Source organism: Pseudophaeobacter leonis (assembly GCF_002087335.1).
Lineage (GTDB): Bacteria > Pseudomonadota > Alphaproteobacteria > Rhodobacterales > Rhodobacteraceae > Pseudophaeobacter > Pseudophaeobacter leonis.
The window spans coordinates 123106-146271 of the sequence record NZ_MWVJ01000074.1 but is presented as its reverse complement, the minus strand read 5'-3'; the positions used below and the strand labels follow the sequence as shown (position 1 = coordinate 146271).

Here is a 23166-nt window from a genome sequence, read left to right as displayed (position 1 = left end):
AGACCACACTTGTCGGTGTTGAGGTGAATGGCCTCTTAAACCTGGGTGGCAGCTATTTTTACGCCGCTCAGAATATTTAGTGTCCTTTTGTTGATTGGAAAAACCATGCGCGTTCTTCTCCTTCTTTTTGGCCTGCTGTTGATGCCATCGCTGCTGTCGGCCCAGGGACGTGATTTCCCGCCCAAATTGATCGTGCAGATCACTGTGGACCAACTCAGGGCGGACTTGCTGGACCGGTTTTCAACCGATTTCACCGAGGGCGGCTTTCAATTGCTGATGTCACAGGGCGTCTGGTACCGGGATGCGGAACATCGCCATTCCAATACGGAAACGGTTGTGGGTCATACGACGCTTTCCACCGGGGCTGATCCAGCGGTGCATGGGCTGGTCGCTAATAATTACCGCGACTCCCAGCTGCCCCAGGCTCCGGTGGTGCAGAACACAAGTGGAAATCAGGAGGTGGTGCTGGATGTGTCCGACGCCCTTCATTTTGCGACGCAGGATCCGGCAGCGCCTGTGTTGTTCCCCGATGGTAGCTTTTCCGCGCCAAAAGATGGCCGATCCCCAAAGGATTTGCTGGTCACCACGATCGGGGATGAGCTCCGGCTGTCGCGCGGCGCGGCCGCCAAAATCTTTGGCGTCTCAATGAAGGACCGGGCCGCAATTGGCGCCACGGGCCATGCGGGCACTGCCTTTTGGTACAGCACCAGCCAATCCACCTTTGTCAGTTCGCTCTTTTATCTCGACGCCTATCCGCAATGGGTACAGGACTGGACCGCACAGCAACTGCCAGCCACCTATTCCGGGGGCGCTTGGACCCGCCTTCGCCCTGAACAAAGCTACAGTTTTGCCGCCTATGATGACCAGCCATGGGAAAAGAACTATACCGGCTGGGGCATTATTTTTGCCGACCACCTCTATCCTGCGACTGCTGACCCCCTTTACCAGGCCTTTCTGCAGACCTCACCGGCGGCGGATGAGCTGACGCTCAGTTTTGCCAAGGCACTGATCGCCGGAGCGAGCCTTGGAACGGATGCGGTGACAGACTATCTGGCGATCAGTCTGAACTCTGTCGACTATGTCGGCCACACCTTTGGGCCATCGTCTCTTGAGGCGGAGGACAATCTCAAACGGCTGGATGCCCAGCTGGCAGAGCTGTTCGACTATCTGGATGCTGTTGTGGGTCTGGACAGAACGCTGGTGGTGCTGTCCGCAGATCATGGCGCCACCGAGGTGCCGGGCTATCTGAATGCGCGGCTGCGCACCAATGTGCAGTTGTTTGATTACAGCAAGGTAGAACAAATGCCTGCGATCCGCCGGTTCAAGCGCAAGCATGGCATAACCGAGGCGATCAGCAGTTACACCTCTCCCTGGATTTATATGCAACAGGAGCCTCTGCGCGCGGCCGGTGCGGATGTGGCGCAGGCGCGCCATCTGATCGCCAAGACACTGCGCGCGATGCCCGGGGTGGCGGTTGTTTTTCACAAGGGCAAGATTGCCAGTGGTGCCGTGCCGGACACGCATTTTGGTCGCGCCGTGACGGCAAATTTCCTCGCCTCCCGCGCCGGTGATTTGTATCCGCTGCTGTCGCCGGGCTGGTTTATGCTGGATCCTGACCCTCTGGCGGGCGCCTCTCAGCACGGATCCCCCTATGCCTATGCCCGGCATGTCCCGCTGTTTTTCATGGGGCCCGGCATTGCGGCCCAGACGGTGTATCGCAAGGTGCAGACCGTGGATGTTGCCCCAACCATCGCCAGCTATGCCCGCACCCGCATGCCCTCTGGCACAACAGGCCAGCTGTTGCCCGAGGTTCTGGGCAGGTAGCGCCGCCAGCCAGGCCAGACCCGCCCGCGCTCAGCGTTGGCCGAGGCGGCTCAGCTTTGGGCGAGGCATCTGTGCAGCGCTTTGGCGAGGCCCTGCACATGCGGGGCGGCCATCATGGTGACATGATCGCCCTCGACCACATGTGCTTCAAACGGGCCGGCCGCAGCCCGGGCCCAAAATTGCCGCGCCACTGTATCCGGATCCTGGGTGTCCGGGTCTTGGGCCTGAAACAGCACCACCGGTGCGCTGTGCTGGCCCGGAGTATAGGCCAGCCGGGCGGCGCGGTGGTGCTGTGAAACCCGCAAAAGTCCCGCAATCAGATGGTGGGCCGCCTCGCGTGAGCCGATACTGTCGGCCATCACCTGCGCGGCCTGATCCAGCTGCTCTGACAGTGACAGTTTGGCAAGGCTCTCTTCGCATAGCGCAAACCCAGCATCGGTAAAGCGGGAAAAAATATCCACGGCAGCTGCCAGATCCCGCGCGGCAATGCGCGCTGCTGTCTGATGCGCCTGCCAGGTGTCATCCGGACGGTTCAGGCTGCTGTCAAACAAGATCAGCTGCGAGACATCCGCGCCCTCGGACTGCAACTGGCAGGCCATTTCCCAGGCCAAAACACCACCAAAAGAATGGCCCCCCAGCCGGTATGGTCCAGAAGGTTGCCGCCGCCGCAGCGCGACAATGAACTCCGTGGCCATGTCAGAGATGCGATTATGCGGCTTTGCGCCGTCAAACAGGCCCCTGGCCTCAAAGCCGTAGATCGGAAATTCAGAGGTCGGCTCATGAACCAGCGCCTGCACCAGTGGCTGATAGTTCCACAGCATGCCGCCGCCCGTATGCACCAGCCAGAGCGGCGGACCGCTGCCGCGTTGCCACAGGGGAACGACGCCTGTCTCGCTGATTTCTGCTCCGTCTTGCGCACCCTGGGCCACCTTTGCCAAATGCGCGACCGTGGCAGATTTGAACAGTTCGGCCAGTGGAACCTTGACCCCCATACGTTGTTCGATCAACAGCACCAAACGCAGGGCCAGCAGCGAATGGCCACCAATGTCAAAGAAGTCATCGGTGACGCCAAATCCCGCCTTTCCCAGGACTTCGGCCCAGATTTGCAGCAATTGCAGTTCAAGAGAGGATGCGGGCGCCTGTGTCTCCGTCAGGTCTGGTTCGGCTTCAATTGGCGGCAGGTGTCGGCGGTCCAGCTTGTGATTGGCCGTGAGTGGCAGGTTTTGCAGCAGCGCAGGCCCATTTGGCACCAGAGCCGCAGGCAGACGGGCGCGCAGAAAACTGCGCAACTCAGCGCGTGTTGGCGCAGGAGATGCGCTGGGGCGCGGCACAAAATAGGCGTCCAGCTCGGTGGTGCCGTGTGTCGTGCGCCGCGCGACCACAGCGCTGGCCGCGACATCTGAATGCTGGTCAAGCAACGCGGCAATTTCGCCGGGCTCCACCCGAATGCCGCTGATTTTGACCTGATCATCCATCCGGCCGGCAATATGCAGCAGCCCGGCGGGATCCAGCCAGCCCAGATCACAGGTCAGATACATAAGGTCATCATTGGTGCGCGCTGCAGGGGCCGGGACGAAGTGCTGCGCTGTCTTTTCCGGATCATTGCGATAGCCCAGCGACCGAAACCCCGTACGGATGGCGATTTCTCCCATCTCGCCGGTTGCGGCAGGTTTCCCGGTTGAGGTCAGGATCAGCGCTTCGCTCTGCGGCAGCGGCTGGCCAACAGGCTGTGGTCCTTCAAAAAGGGCCGCAGGCACCTCATAGGCGAATTTGGCAAGTGTGGTCTCGGTCGGGCCATAGAGGTTGATGAGTCTTGTCGCGTGGCCAATATGTTTTTGCCAGCTCTGCACCAGATCGCGGTCCAGAGGTTCTCCCGCGCTGAAGACAAGCCGCAGCGCAGGCAGCTGTGGTAGATCGGCGCCCGCCAGCAGCCAGCTTTGAAGCACAGAGGGGACGCTGTGCAGCACAGTGATAGCCTGTTTTGCCAGCCACTGCGGCGCGCCAGGCTGGGCCGGTCCGATGTTTGCAGGCGGTATCACCAGGGTTGCCCCCGAGACCAGCGGCGCAAAGATATCGCGTAGGACAACATCAAAGGACAGTCCGGTGAATTGCGCCGCCCGATCATCAGGTTTGATGTCAAAGGTATCGCGCTGCCAGCTGAGGAAATGCGCCAATCCTCCCGCAGTGCCCAAAACCGCCTTTGGCGTTCCGGTTGAGCCTGAGGTGAAGAACACATAGGCCGGATCAGCTGCTCCAGCAGGCGGGCTGAAGCGGTTGGGGTCAAAACAGGCGTCGCCGGGCATGTGAGAGCTGTCGCTGACCGGGATCAGCAGCAGTTTGCGCGCCCGCAGCCAGTCCAAAGTTTCGGGCGTGATGCGGGTGCAATATATCACGCATCTGACCTGCGCCTGCGCAAGCATCACCGCGCGGCGTTCAGGCGGCAGCTCGGGGTCTAGCGTCATGAGGACGCCGCCAAATTCAAGAACAGCCGCCATCGCTTGGACCAATTCTGGCCCCGCAGGGGCGCAGATGGCAATTGTGTCGCCCGCAACTGCGCCGCTTCGGGCCAGATCTGCCGCCAGCGCCTGCATAGAGGCCGCAAGGTGCCGGTAACTGAGCGTCTCTTGCTGCCACTGCAGCGCAATCGCATCCGGAGTGAGTCGGGCCCTGTCAGCAATCTGGCGGGTAAGCGGCACCTGATCGGGCAGCGCACCCGACGTCGCGCCGGTGTTTTCTTTGGCGCAGGCCTCGTGCAGGTCGAGATCAGCCAGATTTTGGTCAATGTTGTCAACCATCTGGCGCAGAACGGCTGCGTATTGATCCAGCAATAAATGCATGCGCTGCTGTGAAAACCGTGCGGTCTGATAGGCCAGACGCAGCTCAAGCCCTCTGTCCCATTGGGTCACATAGAGCGCGGCCGAAAACGCGCAACGCTGGTTGGGAGGGGGGACAAAATCCGCCTGCAGCTGCGCCATCTCAAAGGAGCGCGGAGGGCTGGGGGTGAAGTTGAACATCAAATCAAACAAGGCCTGTGTGCGCGTGCTGCGGCTCGGCATCACCTCTTGCACAACCCGGTCAAAGGGCACCTCGTGGTGTTCCAACCCGTCCAACACCACCCGGTTTACGGCCTGCAATGCGGCCCTGATAGGGGTCGCGGGTTCCAGCTGCAGCCGCAGGGCCAGGGTATTGAGGAAAAGACCTATCAGCGGCTCATTCTCTTCGCGCAGCCGTCCGCTGACGGGGGTGCCCAGGATCAGGTCATCTTGGCCGGTAAGGCGCGCCAGCAGCAGAAAATACCCCGTCAAAAGTGTGGTGAAAAGCGAGCAGCCTTCCGATTGTGCAAGTGCTGTCAGCCTGTCCACCAGAGCGCGTGGCAGGCGTAATTCCACCGTGGCCCCGGACAAATCCCGCGCCTGATCCTGGGGCCGGGCGCTGGCGGACGCGGGCATGGGGCGGTCTGCCGCCAAATCGGTCCGCCAGGGAGCGCCCTTGAGCTGGTCACGCCAATAGGACAGGCTTTTTTCCAGTGCGGGGCCTGACAGCCGCCGTTTCTGCCATGCAACGTAGTCGCTGTAGTGCGCTGTCAATTCCGGCAGGTCCGGTTGCTTGGCGTTTGCAAAGGCGGCATAGGCCCCGGCCAGCTCGCGCAGGAAGATGTCCAGAGACCAGCCGTCGCTGACGATGTGGTGCAGGGCAAATGTCAGCAGGTGATCATTGATCCCCAGCTGCCCAAGATCGACCCGGATCAACTGATCCCGTTGCAGATCAAAGCCGGTCTGCACGCTGGCGCAATAGGCCGTGTGGATGCGCCTGTCGCAGGTACTGTCGGCGGGTTCGGTCAGGTCAGAATGGGGCAGGTGTACCTGCGGATTTTGTCTTTCACTGGCGCGGGCACCGCCTGCCCCGGTCGAAAAATTCAACCGCAGGGGCTGATGGCGGCTATAAATCAGCTGCAGGGCTTGTTGCAGGGCGTCCCTGTCCAGCCTCCCCCGCAGCCGGAGCGCGCCAACAATGGTATGCGCGGGATCAGCTGGCTCCGCTGGTCCTGAAACAGCCAGCGCTCTTGGGCAAAAGACAGCGCGGCGGGATCTGCGGCAGGCGCGGGCTCAGCGGCTCCACGCTGGGCAAGGCGTTTGAGCAAGAGCGCCCGCTGCCCCGTTGTCAGATCTTCCAGTCGCTTGAGATCGCTCATGCAGAGCCCTCCTGCTCAAGCAGCGCGTTCAGCTCTGCGTCGCTTAACCCATCCAGCTCTGCCAACAGCCCGTCCAGAATTTGCGGATCGGCCATATCCAGCGCTGTCAGGTCGATTTTTTCTGCCAGCTCGGCGATGCTGGGGCTGTTGAGCACCGCAGCCAGGGACAGAGCAACATCCAGCCGACTGGCGATGCGGGCGTTGAGCTGGGTGGCCAGCAGGGAATGGCCGCCAAGGGCAAAAAAGTTCTCATCAATGCCGATCGGTTCAAGGGCAAACAGATCTTGCCAGATCTCTACCAGTATCGCTTGCGTCGGGGTTTGGGCCACGGCCAGATTGCGCGGCGCATCTGGACGGTTTTGCCGCAGCATAGCAGGCTGCGCCGCATGGTGCAGCCATTGCGCCATGCGCTGCTCTAGGTCTCCTGTCGAGACGATGACCCGGGGCAAGTCATGCTGCGCTAGTGTTCGCAGCAGCACTGAACAGGCGGCCTCTGGCTCCATAAAGTAGCTGCTGACCGTGGTGCCGAACCCTTTGACCGCCGATTTGATCTCTCCCAACTGCCAGGCATCCCAGTTGATTGCGACCCAACGGGTTTTGCCGACAGCGGACTGGGGCTCGCCCGCAGCAGACTGGCCCCCACAAGACTCGCCCCCACAAGACTGGGCTTCAGCAAAGGCATCCAGATAAAGGTTCGCGGCGGCATAGGCTGAAAAGCCCAAGCCGCCAAGCTGCGCTGCGAGTGAGGACATCAGAACGCAAAAATCTGCCTCGCGCGTTTTCAGCAACCGGGCCAGAACCTGCGTGCCCTGCACCTTGGCGTGAAATTGCCTGTCGGCATTCTGCCGCGTTTCCGAGGCGATTTCGCAAAAGGTATTTGCGTCAATCGCGCCTGCGCAGTGAAACACGCCGTGGATTGGCCCAAAATGTGTTTCGATGCGCGCAAAGGCGGCCTCCATAGCTGTGACATCGGCAACATCGGCTGCCAAGGTCAACACCTGGGCCCCCGCTTGGCGCAGGGCGCGCAGAGCTTCGATGCGGCGGCGGGTGGGATCAGTCGGATCCAGCGCTTTGAGCTGTTGCGTTGTGAGCGTCTGGTCTAACGGGCTGCGGCCAAGCAATGCCAGACGTACCGGAGCCACGGCGGCCAGTGCATGCGCCAGCGCCAGTCCAACGCCGCCCAGCCCGCCGGTGATCACATAGGTGCCATCGGTGCGGATTGCGCCTGCATCTGAAACCGGTGCATCTGAAACTGCCGGGCCTTTGTCTGACGGGCCTGAAAGCGCGGGGGCTGAAACTGCCGGGGCTGACACTGCTGGGACTGGCAGGGCCAGAGGCATCTGGGTCTCGACCAGACGACGTCCTCTGCGGTAGGCAACCAGAGGCGCGTTCTGGGCTGCATTCCAGGGCTGTGCGAGGTTGGTCATCACACGGCGGGCAAATTGCGCGGGGACCTGACTGTCGAGATCCAGCGCCTGGGTTGTCAGCCCCGGCCGTTCCTGCCTGGCCACCTTCAGCGCGCCCAGCACCGGAACCTTGTCTGGCTTTAGGCGGCCATCCTGGCCGGGGTCAGATAGACCGGCTGCGACCAGGGTAAGGCGGGCCTTGTCGATGCGTGACAGGGTGATGGCCTGAAGCAGCGCGACCACAGAATGGTAGCCATGGGATTGTGTCGTCTCGAAATCGGCATAGTCACTCAGCAGATCCAGATGCAGGAAATGGAGTGGCAGATCCGGCTCCACGGGCAGCGATGTAATCAGCGCGGCAAAGGCGTCGCGATCCGCGACTGTGGGGCAGTTTTTGTCGCGATGAACGGCGCATTCGGCATCGGGCCAGAAAGCCGTCGCTTTTGCACCGGCAGTGCGCAGCGCGTCTAGTAGCGCGCTCCCGGTCGCGCTTCCGGCTTCGGAGCCATTCATCAGCACCACATAATGCGCTTGCGCCGGTCGCGCGCTGCCCGGTAACGGAGCCGGTTTCCAGCTTGGCGCCAGGGTCCAGTCTTCCACCGGTTTACGGGCTGCGCCGGATAGACTGGCCGCGCCTGCAGTTTCGGGGCCTGCAGCTGCCGGGCCTGTCTGCGGCGCGTCGACCCAATGGCGCTGGCGGGCAAAGGGATAGGTTGGCAGCGGCACCCGGCGCGCTGTGGGATCAGCCAACAGGCGTGCAGCGTCGACTTCGCCACCACCGGCCCAGCGCGCGGCCATGCCCTGCAGCAGGGTGCGGTATTCCGGCTGTTGGGAATAGGACCACTTCATCAGGGGATTCACCGGGGTTTTGCATCCCATCGCATTGCAGGCGGCGCGCGCATGCGAGCTGAGCGACTGTCCCGGCCCCACCTCTACCAGCGCCAGCCCATCCTGGGACAGTAGCGTCGCCACGGCATCGCGAAACCGGACGGTCTGGCTGAGATGCGCGGCCCAGTAGCCGGGGTCGGTGGCCTCTTGCACCGACAGCCAGTCGCCGGTCACACAGGACACGCAAGGAATAGAAGGCGCGGACAACGGCACTGTGCTGATGATTTTGCTCAAGGCGGGGACGATGTCATCCATCATAGTTGAGTGATAGGCATAGGCGGAGCCAAGCCGCTGACAGCTATGTCCCTGCGCCTGCAAGTGTTCGGCCAGCGCCTTCAGGGCCGTGTCCGGGCCAGAAAGGATGCTCATACGTGGGCCATTGGCGGCGGCCAGCGACAGGCTGCTGTTGTGCTGGTCCAAGGACAGCTGCACCTCTGCCTCGCCCAAAGGCACCGCCATCATGCCGCCTTTGCGGGGGCCTGATCGCGGATCAGCGCGGCGCGCGCCGCCACAATGCGCAGGGCGTCCTTCAGGCTGACAATCCCGGCAATGCAGGCGGCAACAAATTCACCAATGCTATAGCCCGTGAGGGCGGCCGGGCGCAGTCCCCAGCTTAGCAGCAATCGCGCCAGAGCATATTCGGTGACAAAAATTGCCACCTGTCCGTTGACAGGATCCTCCAGCGGGTCTGGCTGTGGCGCGCTGCTGCCGCGTCCCAGCATGGCGCGCATGTCCAGTTTGCCAGCTGTAGCCTCCGCACCGATGCTGCGGGCTGAGGCATGGCGCCAGTCCTTGTCTGGAAACAGCTGATCCCGGATGTCGCCGCGGCGATGCTGTGCCAGCTCTTTGGCGCAGGTATCTATCTGCTCCCGGTAGCTGGGCTCCAGGCAGTAGAGCTCCCAGCCCATGGCGGCATAATGATCTCCCAGCCCCGGAAACATAAAGGCGAGCCTTTGCGGTGTTGCGGATTGCGCCTCGACAGGTTTGCGCAGCTGCGCCACTGCATCTGCAGTGCTGGCCGCAACCAGCGCAAGCCTTTGATCCCTGGCGCTTCTGCCGCAGCGCAGGGTATGGGCAACATCAGCAAGCGGCGGCGCATCTGGCTGCTCCAGGGCGGTGGCAAGCTCCAGTGCCATCTGTTCCAGCGCATCAGTCGTGCGGGCGGACAGCTGTAAAAGGTTACAGGGGCGCCCAGAATGCTCAGAGCGCGAGAGGTCAGAGGCGGCGGCATCTGCCAAGACCGGGGGCTCTTGCAGGACCACATGGCAATTGGTGCCACCGATGCCAAAGGAGCTCACCCCGGCGCGCATCGGGCCGCGTGTTGCATCATGCGCTGTCATCTGCTGTGGGACGTAAAAGCAGCTTTGTTCCAGCTCCAGAGCGGGATTGGGGGTCGCAAAATGCACACTGGGAGGAATGGCGCGGTGCTGCAGCGCCAGGACCGTCTTGATCAGCCCCGCAATGCCGGAGGCTGCGTCCACATGGCCAATGTTGCTCTTGACCGAGCCAATGGCGCAGGGCTGCTGGCTTTTGGCAAAGACCTGTTTCAGGGCGGCCACCTCAACCGGATCGCCAACACTGGTGCCGGCGGCATGGGCCTCGATCATGGCGATGGTTTCAGGCGGGGTTCCACCAATTTCCTGCGCCTCGGCGACCACCCTGGCCTGTGGCGCCACCGAGGGGGCGGTGAAGCCGACCTTCTCATGACCGTCGTTATTGACAGCCGAGCCGCGGATCACCGCGTGGATTGTGTCGCCATCCGCCTGTGCATCGAGCAGCCGTTTCAGGGTGACAACGCCGCAGCCACCGCTTGAAACCGTGCCGGCCGCTGCGGCATCAAACGGACGGCAGGCGCCGTCTGGCGACAGGATCGAGCCCGGCGCATAGCTATAGCCGCTGATCAGGGGCAGATGAATTGACACCCCGCCCGCCAGCGCCATATCGCATTCCAGTGCAAGCAGGCTCTGGCAGGCCTGATGCACCGCGACCAGCCCGGTAGAGCAGGCTGTTCCCAGGCTCATACTGGGGCCTGTCAGGTTCAGCAGGTACGAGGCGCGCGTCGCAAGGAAGGTGGGGTCGTTGCCCACCGCCACGCTAAAGACGCCGGCCGAGTCCAGAACTTGTTTATTCGGCCACAGGTGTGACAGCAGATACATCGACGGGATGAGCCGCCAAAGACGCCAACCTGCGCGCCCTGCGGGGCGCCGCCATAGCCGGCATGTTCCAGCGCGCTATGGGCGCATTCAATAAAGACGCGCTGCTGCGGGTCCATCAGGGCGGCGTCCGAGGGGGCAAGACCAAAAAAGCCGGCATCAAAGCAATCCGCGTCCTGTAGCACGCCCTTGGCTGGCACATAGTCTGCGGCGCGGTATTGGTCGGGCGTGAGGCCGACTGCGGTCAGCTCTGCCGCGCTAAAGCGCGAGATCACGTCCCGGCCCTGTGCCAGAAGGTCCCAAAAGGCTGCAATGTCCGGCGCGCCGGGCAGCCGACACGCCATGCCCACCACGGCAATGGCGGAGTCGTCGAACGCGGTGGCCGATAGCTCTGGGTCAAATCCTGCGGCGCTCATACGAGACTCCGGCGGCGGGCGGCCTGCCGCTTTCGGACTGACTTACGGTCCTGGGCGCGGTTTCGCTCTGCAGGCGCAGTGGTTCGGGCTGTGTTTTCAACCTCATGTGCCGGGCTCAGAAATGGCGGGCTTGTTGCGTGATGGTAGGGTATCGGAACAGATCCGTCATGGCGATCTGTCTGCCCGCCGCAGCGCTGAGCCTGCTTTGCAGATCAAGCAGCAACAGAGAATGGCCGCCCTGCTCAAAGAAACTGCCCTCGCGCCTGACCTCGCGGCCCAGCACGTTGCGCCAGATGGCAGCGACCTGTGCCTCTGGAGTGTCAAAGGGCGCGACTGTAGCGGTCTGTTCGGCTGATCCCGGTTTGGAATTGGGCGCGAAGTTGGCCGCGGGGCTGGCCTCAACGCTGGCCCCGATGCCGGCCCCGGTGCTGGCCTCAGCGCGCAGGGTCAGCAGCGCATGCCGGTCGATTTTGCCTGATGTGTTCAGGGGCAACTGGTCAACCTCGATGATCTCGCCGGGCATCATGTAGTCGGGTAACACCTCGGACAGGCGGCTGCGGAGCGCCTCAAGATCCAGCCCTGCGGATTGCGCCTGCAAAACCTCACCGTCGGCAAAGAACGCGGCATGAAAGGGAGAGGCACAAAAGCCGCGGTCGTGATGCGGCGCCTGAATGGCAAAGTGCTCGGCCTGCCCGGCGGCGATGCTATGTCCCTCAATGTGATAGTCCGTGTGCAGCCCGTCGTCGCTCAACACAGCGCCAAAACGAGATTCGATCCGATCCCCGGGTGCCATGTCGCGGCCCTGTGCGGCCAGGGGTAAAAAGACGGGCAGCCAGCAATGTTCGTGCTGCAGAATGTCCAGCACGGGACCTGCGCCGCAATCCAGCGTCAGCCAGACCAGAAACCCGTCGCAGCGGCCCTCGCGGGTTATGTCAAACCGGGCTTGTGCGTCGAATTCGGTCTGCACCAGAGCGCGGTAGTCGAAATCCTCAAAGCTTTGCGGCGCCGCCAAAAGGTTATCGTAGCCCAAGCCGCGCACCGACAGGCGCAGATCAAAGGGGCGGCCATAGGCGGCAAATATCCGGTCAATATAGCTCTGGGCCAGGGGGCCAAATCCGGGGGTCTCCAGCAGGCTATCCGGCAGCTGCACCGGCGCAAATATGGTGCGAGAGCGTTCGGGGATCACCTGTGCCGCAGGTTTCAGCAAGTGGCGCGTTGCGTTGATGATGGTGGCAGCGCCTTCTGCATTGCCGATGGCTCCGACAATTTCCGACACCGAGACATCTGCCGCCTCGGGCAGCGAAATACGGGTGGCGTCGCCGTGGATTAGGGTGATCTTATCCTGCAATCCCAGCTCTTGCAGACGGGCCCTGGCCTTTTGGTAGGTCGCCTCCAGCAGCTCTATTGCATAGACGTGGCGGGCGCCGGCCGCGGTACAGAACCGCGCCAGCAGGGCCTCGGGGCCTGTGCCGATGTCGACTACCACCTTGCCCGGCACGTGCTGTGCGATGGCGGCGCGGTAGCTGTCATTGCGGCGCTCGTCCAGGGTCATGGCGGAATAGGCCAGATCGTCATAGACCAGAAACTCCGAAATCGAGGGCCACCATTCGGCGGGTGGCGTGCGGGCAACAAAAGCGGTGAGCTGATCGCCTGTACCCTCGCCGTTTGCCCCCCTGTCTGCGGCCAGCACCACAGCCTCTGCAATCTCGGGGGCCTGGCAGAGAGCGGTCTCGATCTCGCCCGGCTCGATACGAAAGCCGCGTAGTTTCAGCTGCTGGTCCCGCCGTCCAAGATAGTCGAGCCGCCCGTCGCTTAGCCTGCGCACAATATCACCGGTGCGGTAGAGCCGTGCCGAGGCCTCTGGCGCAAAGGGATGCGCAACAAAACTGGCCTCGCTCAGATCGGCACGTTGCCAATAGCCCCGCGCCAGTTGTGGCCCACCTAGATACAGCTCCCCCGCCACACCAATCGGACACAGCCGCATGGCGCCATCCAGCACATAGGTCTCAACCGTGCCAAGGGCGCGGCCAATCGTGGGCTTGTGTTCGTGTGGCGCAACCGGGCCCAGGGTGGCACAGACGGTGCATTCGGTCGGCCCATAGGCGTTCAAAAACACCCTTCCGGGTGCCCAAATGCGGGCCAGATCGGGGGGGCAGGCCTCGCCGGCGGTGACCAGCACGCGCAGCGCTGGCAGCGGCCAGTGCGGCAGCCGGGCCAGAACCGTTGGTGGCAGCGTGAGGGTGGTGATTTCCCAGCGCTGCAACAGCTCGAGGAATTCACGGCTGGGCAAAAGTTGCCTGCGCGGCGCCATATAGAGCGTGGCGCCTCCCAAAAGGGCAGAGAAAATCTCTGACACCGAGGCGTCAAAACTGAAGGAGGCGAATTGCAGCACCCGGGCCCCGGGTGAAATCTGAAAGGCCTTGCTTTGGGCGGCAATCATATGGGCCAGCGCGCCATGTTCGATAACCACCCCTTTGCGCTGTCCGGTAGAGCCGGAGGTGTAGATCATATAGGCGGCATCATCGCCTGCAGGAGCCTCTGTTGGTGGCGCATCTGGCATATCGCTGTGATCGCTGCCATCCTCCTGACAAAGATAGAGCAGAGACGCTGCAACCTCTGAAAGGCGTGGTCGGGTTCGGGCGTCCGTCAGCACCAGCCTTGGCTGGGCGTCGCTGATCAGCCCCCCCATCAGCTCCGAGGGCAGTCCCGGGTCCAGCGGCACATAGGTGGCGCCAGATTTGAGGCTCGCCAGAAGTGCGACCAACCGGTGCAGCCCCGGCTCCTGGCAAATCACCACCCGGTCGCCGCGCTGCACACCACGTTCGGCCAGCCGTGCGGCCATCTGGTTGCTGCGCTTGTCCAGCGCGTCGTAGCTGAGGCTTTGGTCTCCCGCAGGGGGCCAGAACACAGCCGCGGTCGCATCGGGTGTCCGCGCGGCCTGCTGGCAAAAGGCACGCGCCACCGAAAGCTCAAGGTCGGCAGGCACGCACCAGCCCGGATCCCGGACCCATGTGTCAGTCAGCTGGCGGCGCTCTTTTGCCGTGAGGGGGTCGATGTCCTGCAGCCGGGTGACCTGCGGGTCGGCCATAGAGCGCAGAGTTTGGCGGAACTGTTGCAGGATCCGGGTCGCCATCGCGGCATCAAAGCAGCCCCGCTCAAAGCCGATCCCGAGGTGTTTGTGCTCTCGCACGCTGAACAAAAGCGTCAGCGGAAAATTGGCCCGCTCGGTGAAATCTGCAGGCCCAAGGCGCAGCGCGCCTGCTTGATTGCGGTGGGTGATGTCGCCAAAATCTTCAAAGACAAGCAGGCTCTGCAGCAGGGTCTGATCTGCGGGCAACCCCGTCAGCCGCTGAATGGTGGAGAGCGAGAGATGCTCGTGGCGACGGCTGTGCACCTGCTGGTCCTGCAGGGCGCGCAGGGCCCCGGTCAGGCTGCTGGTCTCGTTGAGGGCTGTCCGTACCGGCAGGGTGTTGATAAACAGCCCCACCATGGTTTCGACCCCGCTTAGCGCGGCTGGGCGGCCCGAGGTTGCGGTGCCAAACACCACTTCACTCGCCCCGGTATAGCGACCAAGCAGCACAGCCCAGGCCAGTTGCACAAAGCTGTTCAAAGTTACCCCGTGACGCGCGGCTGTCTGGCGCAACTGGTCCAGCTCCCCGGCCTCAAGATCCATAAGCTGAGCCCATAAGCTGGCCTCCCCCGCTGCAAGCGGCTGGGGCCGCCCCAGATCGACTGGCGCGGGCGTCTCGATGCCCTGCAACAGCTGCTGCCAGTAGGTTTCCGCTGCCGCCTTGTCCTGTTGCATCGACCAGGCGATGAAGTCCTTGAAGGGGCGCACCGGTAGCAGATCGGGCGCCAGATCGGTAGTGCCGCCTGTGCTGAGCGCCTCATAGCACTGCAACACCTCATCCAGCACGATGGGGCCCGGACCAGGCATCGAGGATGGCGTGGTGCCAGCTCCAGATCAGATGGTGCTCTGCGGTTGGTGCTGCAGCCACCACCAGGCGCATCATCGGGGCATGGCTGAGATCAAATCCCGCCTGCCGTTCCTCACGCTTTACCTGCTGCAGGCGGGCTCCATAGGTCTCTGGTGGGGCCTCCGAGAGGTCAATCCGGCGCAGCGGAACCTTGAGCCGGGGCACCACCAGTTGCATTGGCGCGGGTAAGCCCTCCCAGGCAAAGGCGGTGCGCAGCGGAGCATGTCGCGCCATCACCTGCGACCAGGCCTGCTCAAAGACCTCCAGATCCAGAGGGCCCTGTAAGGGGCAGGAATATTGCTCGACATAGACGTCGCTATCCTGGGCACAGAGACTTTGGAACAGCATGCCGGCCTGCATTTCTGTGAGCGGATATGCGTCAAGTCCCTGCGGATTTTCCATGGGGTCGTCCCTCCTGGTCAGCTGTCGGATTGGTCATAGGTCACAAGCTGCGCCGCCTTTGCCAGCAGCTCCGGGTCGAACAAACCCTGTGCGTGTTCAAGCGCTGCGGCCTTTGAGATGGCCTTTAGCCGGTCTTTGTCAGCGCGACTGACGCCTGTGTGGTCAAGGTGGCGGGCGATTGCAGCGATGGTGCGGTTGATGAAAACATCAGCCGCCTCCAGCGGCAGGCCAAGGTCCTGCGCCCGGGCCGCCAGTTTGATCGATTTGATGCTGTCGCCGCCGGCCGCAAAAAAGTCTTCCTGCACGGATACGTTTTCTTTTCCCAGCAACCGGGCCCAGATGGCCGCGACTTGTTGTTCGGTCTTGGTTTCGGCGGGCGCAAAGCCTGCGGCCTGCTCATCGGGCCAGATGGGGTCCGGCAGGGCCTTTAGATCCCGTTTGCCATTTGGCGTCAGCGGCAGGTCAGGCAGCCCCACCAGCACGTCCGGAATCATCGAATAGGGCAGTCTCTGGCTCAGATTGGCGCGGATCTGCGCCTGATCAGGTTCTGCAGCTCCTGACGAGACAATATAGGCGACCAGCCGTATTTCTCCTTTGGGATCCTGTCGCGGCTGCACAATAGCGCTTGAGATCAGCGGATCGGCGATCAGTGCCGCTTCGATCTCGGCCGGCTCAATCCTTACGCCATGGCGTTTGACCATAGAATCAAGCCGTCCCAGAAAGTCGATCAGCCCGTCTGGCCGCCGTCGCGCCATATCCCGCGACCGGTATAGCCTTGCACCGGGGCGGCTGGAAAACGGATCGGGCAAAAAGGCGGCTTCTGTTTTGGCCGCATCGCCACGATAGCCGCGCCCAACACCAATGCCGCCGATATACAGCTCTCCGGTCACGCCGACAGGCACCGGCTGCAGCGCCGGGTCGAGCACATAGGCCGCCATGTTGCGGATTGGCCTGCCGACGGTGATGATCGGTGCAATATCGTCCTGCGGCCGCACGGCACTCAGCTGGTAGTGACACTGATCATCCGAGCATTCGGTCGAGCCATAGGTGTTCAGGATCGGGATCTCGGGAAACAGCGCCAGCCAGCGGCGGCAAAGCTCGCAGGGCAAGGCTTCGCCGGTTGGCACCAGCCAGCGCAGATGCCCCAGATCAGGCGGCGTGGCTGCGGCCTCTACGTCTTCGATCAGCGCCCGCATCATCGAGGGCACCACCTGAAGCACCGTCACGCCGGTATCGCGGCAAGCCGCGAACAGCTGTGCGGGATCCTCGATTGCGGCCTCATCAATCACCTGCACCGCGCCGCCACAGGCCAGCGGCGCCAGGTTCTGCCACACCACCACATCAAAGCTGGCAGGCGCGTTCTGGGCCAGCCTGTCCACCGCGGTAAAGCCCAGATCCTCCAGTTTACCCAGCGTGTGGTTCACCATGCCAATGTGTTCGATCATTGCCCCTTTGGGGTGCCGGTAGAGCCGGAGGTGAAAATCATATAGGCCAGATCGTGGTCTTGCGGCAGCGCTGGCAGATCACTGTGGTGCTCTTCGGCCAAAAGGGTCTCAAGGCTCACGACCTGCGGCGCGTCAGCTGCCGTTGCGGCGGCAGGCAAGGCGTCCAGTACGGCGCGTATTTCGGCCTCACCAGTCTGGCTTGTCAGCACCAGGTAGCTTTGGCTGAGGGCGATCACTTGTTTCAGCCGTTCAGGCGGCGTGTCTGGCGCCAGTGGCAAAAAAGCCCCGCCTGCGCGCGCCACGCCAAGCATTGCAACGGCCAGATCGCAGCCGCGCGGCAACACCAGGGCGACCATGGTTTCGCGCGCAATACCCCGCGCTGAAAGCGCGCGGGCCAGTTGCTGCATCCTGTCGCGCAGGCTGGCATAGCTGTGCTGCTGGCTCTTGCAGGCAATCGCCGGGGCCTGCGGCGTTTTTTGCGCCCAATCCTCAAAGAGGGCTGCCAGGGATTTTTGCGGTGGAGCTGCGCGGTGCGGACCTTCGGCCGCCAGGATCACCGCGGCGGATTCGGCACTGTTGAGCAGCGGCACTCTTGCAACCTGCATGTCCGGGCTGCGGATCAGCGCCTGCAGCAACACCCGAAAACAGCTGGCCATGTTTTCGACTGTCGCGGCCGTAAACAAGGCAGTGTCATATTTCCAGGCGGCCTGCAGCCGTCCATGGCTGTCGCGTTTCATTTCCAGGTTGAGGTCGAACTGTCCCGCCTGCTGCGACAGCGCAAGACCGCTGAGTTCCAGATCTGCAAAGGGGACTGGGGCTTCGCCTTTGCCGGGCAGAAAGGCGTTTTGCAGCACCTCATAGCGGTGAAATTTCTGCAGCACAAAGGTGGTTTGAAAGATGGGCGGGCGGCTCAGATCCCGTGCCGGAGCCAGCCGGTCAACAATCTGCGCAAAGGGCACGGCCTGATGCTTCATCGCCTGCAGCAGGCGATCGCGCAGCGCCGCGACATGGGTGGCAAAGGTGGGGGTCTCGTCAAAGTCGGCCCTGAGCGGCAGCATATTGATGAAATCGCCAATGATGCTTTCGGTTCCGGGCAGATGGCGTCCCGAAAAGGGCGTGCCGACCAGCAGCTGCGCCTGGCCGGAAAACCGGTGCAGCAGGGTTTGATAGGCTGCAAGTAGCACCACAAAGACCGTGGTGTCATGCGCGCGGGCAAAGGCCTCGACTTCATCCGCTAAACTGGCCTCTAGCGTGTGAAAGACCGTGGAGCCCTTGAACCTCTGGCGGGCGGGGCGGGGGCTGTCGGTGGGGAGATCCAGGCTGGGCAAATCCAGGCTGGGGAGATCGCTGGGTAATTCCCCGGCCCAGTAGTCCAGTGCGGGCTGATACACGCTGCGCTTTTGCGCCAGATGCATGGCGCGGACATAGTCAGCATAGGTGACAGGAAGCTCGGGCAGCTCGGGCAGCTTGGACAAAGCGGCTGACGGGGCTGTGGAACCCTTGCGCATCGCGCCATAGAGCGCGCGCAGCTCATCCATCAGCACCACCAGCGACCACAGATCGCCAACGATGTGGTGCAAGACAAGGCATAAGACATGCTCATTTTCCCCGCGCATCCATAGCCGGGCCCGCAGGCTGGCGTCCTGGCGCAGATCAAAGGGCTGCCGGGCAAATTTTTCGAGATCCTGTTGCAGAGCCTCCTCGTCCCAGCTCGCGGACTCGCGGTGTTCTATACGGATCTGATGGTCGCTGCGCCCGCGCTGCTGCACCTTGCCGCCTGCTTCGGAAAACTCACTCCGCAGGCAGGCATGTCGCGCCACAAGAGCAGCAAAGGCACGCTCCAGTGCCTCCCGGTCCAGCGCGCCTTTTATGCGCATGGGAAAAGCCATGGAAAAGGCAGAGCTTTCCGGCGCCATCTGCCACAGGAACCACAGCGATTCCTGTCCCGGGCTGAGGGGGTGCCAATCGCCCGTCGCCCCCATCTGGGCACGCACCAGTGCCTTGAGCCGGGCTTTCAGGGCGTCTTTGGAGGCTGTGATCGCGGCGGGTTCTGTGTCATGTGGCCTCCTCAACGGTTTCGGCGAAGTCTTGGGTCAGGGCTTCCATCTCTGCCTCGGACAGCTCATCCGCCCGGGCCAAAAGCGACAGGGGATCGGAGGCTAGCGGACCACCATTGTTCGGATTAGTGGGCAGTGGCTCAGAGGCGCGCGGCTTGCCTGCGGCGGCGGGTTGCGACAGGTTGGTCGCGGGTGGAATGTTCACGCCGGGCAGGTCCGCGACATGGTTTGCCAATGCCGCAATGCTGCGGTGCTCCCAGACGATAGAGGGCGGAAGGTCAGCCCCGGTCCAGGTTTCCAGAGCGCCCGTCAGCAACATCGCAGCCACTGAATCCATACCAAAGGCGGCAAATCGCGCGTCGTCCTCGATGCTGGCGGCGTCGATCTGAAATTCAGAGCCCATCCAGTTTTTGATCCATGCGGCCACGGACAGGGCAGCAGAACTGGCAGGTGCATCGGAGAGCGCACTGGACGGCGCACTGGAGGGCGCAAGAGCTGCGGCAGCGGGCCCCTCTGGCAGTGCCATGTTAGGGGCGGTGATGTCTGCAGCCGGATCAACTCCTCGGTCAACTTTCTGGTCAACACCCTGATCTGCAATCTGTTTTGGCGCGGCGCGGCGTATCAGCCCGTCGAGATCATTATCGACACCCAGCCATTTGCTGTTCGACATCACCAATGGCTGCAGCGCAGCTGTCCCGCAGCGCCTCCATCGCCACGCGATCAAGGCGCGCGGTCAGAGCTGCCGAGGGCGTCAGGGCTTTGGCCCGGCTGTGCTCAAACCGAAGCCGGGCCCAGTCCTGCGCCCGTTTGGCGGCAGCGGCAGGCAGAAAATCGGGGACTGTGGTGAAGTGATGAGTGAGGCAGGCCAGCATCAGACCATGCGCGGCAGCCTCTCCGATGGTCAGATGTGCCTGCGCCTTGGCTGCGGCATGGCCTCCCCACAGGGCGGGTTGTTCCATATGGTGTTGCCAGATTTGCTGTGCCATCTCGCCCATTTCTGTGGCCAGGGCGGGCTGTTCCAGCCGGGTGCCGACGTAGTGTTGCAGATCCTCTGGAAACTGCACCAACCGGGCCCCTATATGGGCGTTCATCGGCTCTGTGGGCCCTTCAAAGATCCGCAGGACACGCGCGTCGCGCAGGATTTGCGGCGCAATATTGGTCTCTATGTAGCCCCGCCCGGCCATTTGCTGGATCAGCCCGTCAGCCGCATACCACGCATATTCCGGCGCCAGAGATTTGCAGGCGCAATAGAGTTCCGGCGGGGGCGGCAGCTCTGCATCCAGTTGTGCCGCCACGGTGCGGATGAGGGCCTCGATGGCGCCGGAGGCCGCCGCCAGTTCCGAGATGCGCAGGTTTGTGGCGGGGTTATCGAGCAGCCTGCCGGGGGCGATAGTGCGCCGACCCCCGTGACGCAGCATCAGCTGCAGGCAGCGCTTGATCACCCCGAGCGACATCGCGGCTATGGCAAAGCGGCCATATTCCATGGGATCGGTTGCAGCTGCCATGCCCTGGCCGATTTCTCCCAGCCTCTGGTCTGCCGTAACCTTAACCCCCTCCAGAATAACCTGATTTTGCCCCATGGCGCGCAGACCTAGCGTCAGCGCCTCGGGTCCCTGGCGCAGACCCGCTGCGCCCGCCTCCAGCACAAAGCCGCTCACGGCCTGGCCGCCCCCTGCCGGGTTTTCCAGGCGCACAAATGTGTTGATAACATCGGCCCAGGCAGCGGTGCCTGACCACAGTTTGGTGCCATGCAGATGCCAGGAGCCTGTGCCATCCGACCGGCCTGTGGCTGAAAGGTTGCGAATGTTCGAGCCTGCTCCTGCCTCTGTCATGGCAAAGGAGGCCAGCTCCCGGCCGGTGGCGAGCCTGGGCATCAGCCTGTCAATCAGCTCGGGCTGCGCGTGGCGCAGGATAGGCCGCAGCCCCAGTGCATTATTGACCACCGTAAAGGAGGCCAGCGTGGTGTCGATTGCTGCGAGGTGCTCGACCACGTTGAGGATTTCGCTGTTACGCAGGCCAAGGCCGCCGTAGTGTTTTGGAGCGACCATGCCCAGCAGGCCCTGATTGCCGAAATCCATCACAACATGGGGAGGGATCGTCCGGCGTTCATCCATCAGACGAGAGTTCAGGCGGGTTTCACCGTATTCACGCAGCCAGCCGATCAGATCGGCAGTTTTCTCAGGCTGGGCGTGTGATGTGTCGTCTGGCAGATCAGCGGGTGAGGTGACAGCTGGCCCTCTGGTGGCCGGTGGTGCTGCTGCAGTGGCCGCAGTGGTGGTGACTGGGCTAGTGCCTGGGGTAATGACAGTGGTCGCCTGAACCGGCCTCTTGTCAGGGCTCAGCACCTGTTCCTGAACCGGGGCATAACGGGGCGATATCCATGTGGCCACACCGGTGAAGGTTCCGGCGGCAAAATCTGTGCGGCAGGCGTGTCGTTTTTTCTTGCCTGTATGGGTTTTGGGCAGTCCTTTGGGCGGCAGCAGAACCAGCGCGCCTAGCTCGAGGTCATGTTGCTCGGCGACGCGGGCCCGGATGGTGTTGACCAAATGCTGCTGCAGGGCCGCCGCCTCAGCCTCAGCCTCAGTCCCCTTGCGCCGCAGTATCCGCAGGGCGCTGCGGGTCACCTCATGCACCACAACCAGTCGCATTGCAGTGCCAATCTCGCTGGCAAAGACAATGGCGCCGCTTTGCTCCAATGCAGGATCGCAGGCCTCAACCGTCAGCTCGGTGTCTTCCGGGCTGTAGTTGATGCCACGCAGCACCATGACGTCATCCAGCCGGCCAATCACAAAAAGATCCGCGCCGGACATCCCGCCCAGATCACCGGTCCGTAGCCAATCACCGGGCGCGCCATTTATCTGCGCGTGAAACTTCTGTTGAGAAAGGGCTTTACGCTGCCAGTATCCGGCAGCCACCGAGGGCCCCTGGGCCCAGATTTCGCCGATTTCACCCGCCGCACTGAGGTCACGCGTGTCCGGGTTTACAATCCTGATTTCGCTGCCAAGGGGGGATCCGTTGCAGGCCACCAGACCGCGGTGGCGCACTGTCGCGTCCGTGGCGGGAACCAATCTGCGCTGTTGCAGCGCGTCGCTGTCAAAACTGTCCCATTTGAGCGGGCAGTCGGGGCCGTTGACGCTGAGCACCAGGGTGTTTTCCGCCATGCCATATGCGGGGCACTGCACATCCGCACCCAGACCATTTTGCGCGAACCGGGTGGCAAACCGCTGAACTGTTTCTGCCCGCACCGGCTCTGCGCCGTTCAGCAGGGCTTTGACGGCAGACAGATCCAGCCCTGCGGTGGCAGCAGGTGGCAGGGCAAGGCAGGCATCATAGGCGAAATTGGGCGCTGCAGAATGGGTGACGCTGTGGTTTTGCATCGCTTGCAGCCAGCGCACGGGGCGTTGCGCAAAATGCGTTGGTGGCATCAGCAGGCTCAGGCTGCCGGCATACACCGGCACGATGCAGCCAAACACCAGGCCCAGATCGTGATAATGCGGCAACCAGCAAAGCAGCCGGCTGTCCGCGCTGATGTGAAAGCTGCTGCAGACATCCGAGGCGTTATGCGCGATATTTTTATGACTGATCGCCACGCCTTTGGGCGCTGAGGTCGACCCCGAGGTATATTGCAGATGCGCAATCTCCGCGCCGTCAAGACCGGGGTCTTGCCAGATCCCTTCCCTGATCTCCTCGGGCGCGGTGGGGAAATCCTCGATGGCGAGAACGGTTTTGCCGGGCAGTGCTTCACAAAGCCAGTCCTGCATCTCATGGGTTGAAATCACCAATTGAGCACCGCTGTCAGCCGCGACATTCTGCGTGTGCTCCATGGGGCGGTTTCGTTGCGGGTTTTGATCGGCACAGCAATGGCGCCGGAGTAGAGACAGCCGAAGTAGCACTGCAGAAACGCCATCCCGGCAGGCAGCGCTATGAGGACCGGCGCTTGCCTGAGCTGCAGATCCAAAGCTTTGGCGCGGGCTTGCAGGGTCAGCGCAACCGCTTGGGATTTGTTGTCCAGCGCCCGGTAGGTCAGGGTTTCAGGGCCCTCGGATTTGTGTGACAAAAAGGAGAATGCAATCTGTTGACCCGTCGCATTTGAGCGGTCTTTAAGAGCCGTGACCACGTTTTCTTTAAAAAGCATCTGTCCAATCCTTCCCCCATTGCCAATCCTTTACCCATTCAAAAGGGCGGCTTTTGCAATTCATTACAGGGGTTTTCAACGACTTACGGACCCCTGATGCTGCCCCCTTTGCCCACCCGTATTTGTTGGCCGGGATTTGGCGCGAGGCATTCTCTCAGCGCTTTGTTTTTGCCAACAGCACTGCGGTTTTCCCGACTGGGTGTCCGGAAGAACCCTTCTGAGCGAGACCATTTGCTCAAAAAATTTTAGCAAAGGAGCGTAGCCGCGAAAT

General features: G+C 62.5%; 12 protein-coding genes and 1 pseudogene. 1 reads left to right on the top strand and 12 read right to left on the bottom strand.

Going from position 1 to position 23166, the window contains the following annotated elements; genetic code table 11:
- Nucleotides 1-105 precede the first annotated feature (105 nt).
- Nucleotides 106-1824, top strand: a complete 1719-nt coding sequence (locus B4968_RS16355; protein WP_083100508.1) for an alkaline phosphatase family protein — start codon at nt 106-108, stop codon at nt 1822-1824.
- A gap of 50 nt (nt 1825-1874) precedes the next feature.
- Here B4968_RS16355 and B4968_RS16350 read toward each other — a convergent pair whose 3' ends face one another.
- The 12 genes and pseudogenes from B4968_RS16350 to B4968_RS25305 form a co-directional block, all read right to left on the bottom strand.
- The gene (locus B4968_RS16350) at nt 1875-5771 is read right to left on the bottom strand and encodes a non-ribosomal peptide synthetase (RefSeq protein ID WP_241525806.1); all 3897 of its coding nucleotides are present in this window, start codon (nt 5769-5771) and stop codon (nt 1875-1877) included.
- Nucleotides 5771-6016 (bottom strand): hypothetical protein, encoded by a 246-nt coding sequence (locus tag B4968_RS16345; protein ID WP_083100506.1) that lies wholly within the window; start codon nt 6014-6016, stop codon nt 5771-5773. The genes B4968_RS16350 and B4968_RS16345 overlap by 1 nt, the downstream gene beginning before the upstream one ends.
- Nucleotides 6013-8772 (bottom strand): SDR family NAD(P)-dependent oxidoreductase, encoded by a 2760-nt coding sequence (locus B4968_RS25325; protein ID WP_083100505.1) that lies wholly within the window; start codon nt 8770-8772, stop codon nt 6013-6015. The genes B4968_RS16345 and B4968_RS25325 overlap by 4 nt, the downstream gene beginning before the upstream one ends.
- A complete protein-coding gene (locus tag B4968_RS25320; RefSeq protein ID WP_083100504.1) occupies nt 8769-10466 on the bottom strand; it encodes a beta-ketoacyl synthase N-terminal-like domain-containing protein in 1698 nt (565 codons plus the stop codon). Before B4968_RS25320 ends, B4968_RS25325 begins: the two co-directional genes overlap by 4 nt.
- Entirely contained in the window at nt 10349-10879 is a 531-nt protein-coding gene (locus B4968_RS25315) for a beta-ketoacyl synthase N-terminal-like domain-containing protein (RefSeq protein WP_083100525.1), read from the bottom strand. The genes B4968_RS25320 and B4968_RS25315 overlap by 118 nt, the downstream gene beginning before the upstream one ends.
- A gap of 115 nt (nt 10880-10994) precedes the next feature.
- Nucleotides 10995-14816, bottom strand: coding sequence for a non-ribosomal peptide synthetase (locus tag B4968_RS16325; protein WP_083100503.1), 3822 nt, complete (start codon nt 14814-14816; stop codon nt 10995-10997).
- The gene (locus tag B4968_RS16320) at nt 14785-15258 is read right to left on the bottom strand and encodes a condensation domain-containing protein (RefSeq protein ID WP_083100502.1); all 474 of its coding nucleotides are present in this window, start codon (nt 15256-15258) and stop codon (nt 14785-14787) included. The genes B4968_RS16325 and B4968_RS16320 overlap by 32 nt, the downstream gene beginning before the upstream one ends.
- 17 nt (nt 15259-15275) lie before the next feature.
- Nucleotides 15276-15959, bottom strand: coding sequence for a phosphopantetheine-binding protein (locus tag B4968_RS24680; protein WP_277620959.1), 684 nt, complete (start codon nt 15957-15959; stop codon nt 15276-15278).
- 201 nt (nt 15960-16160) lie between these two features.
- Nucleotides 16161-18685, bottom strand: a pseudogene (locus B4968_RS16310) (non-ribosomal peptide synthetase); the annotation flags it as partial.
- A gap of 73 nt (nt 18686-18758) precedes the next feature.
- Complete coding sequence (locus B4968_RS16305) at nt 18759-19430, bottom strand: acyl carrier protein (protein ID WP_083100499.1); 672 nt, start codon at nt 19428-19430, stop codon at nt 18759-18761.
- On the bottom strand, nt 19399-22584 hold the full coding sequence (locus tag B4968_RS25310; RefSeq protein ID WP_083100498.1) for an AMP-binding protein: 3186 nt from the start codon (nt 22582-22584) through the stop codon (nt 19399-19401). Before B4968_RS25310 ends, B4968_RS16305 begins: the two co-directional genes overlap by 32 nt.
- The gene (locus B4968_RS25305) at nt 22536-22895 is read right to left on the bottom strand and encodes an AMP-binding protein (protein ID WP_083100497.1); all 360 of its coding nucleotides are present in this window, start codon (nt 22893-22895) and stop codon (nt 22536-22538) included. Before B4968_RS25305 ends, B4968_RS25310 begins: the two co-directional genes overlap by 49 nt.
- Nucleotides 22896-23166: the final 271 nt, after the last annotated feature.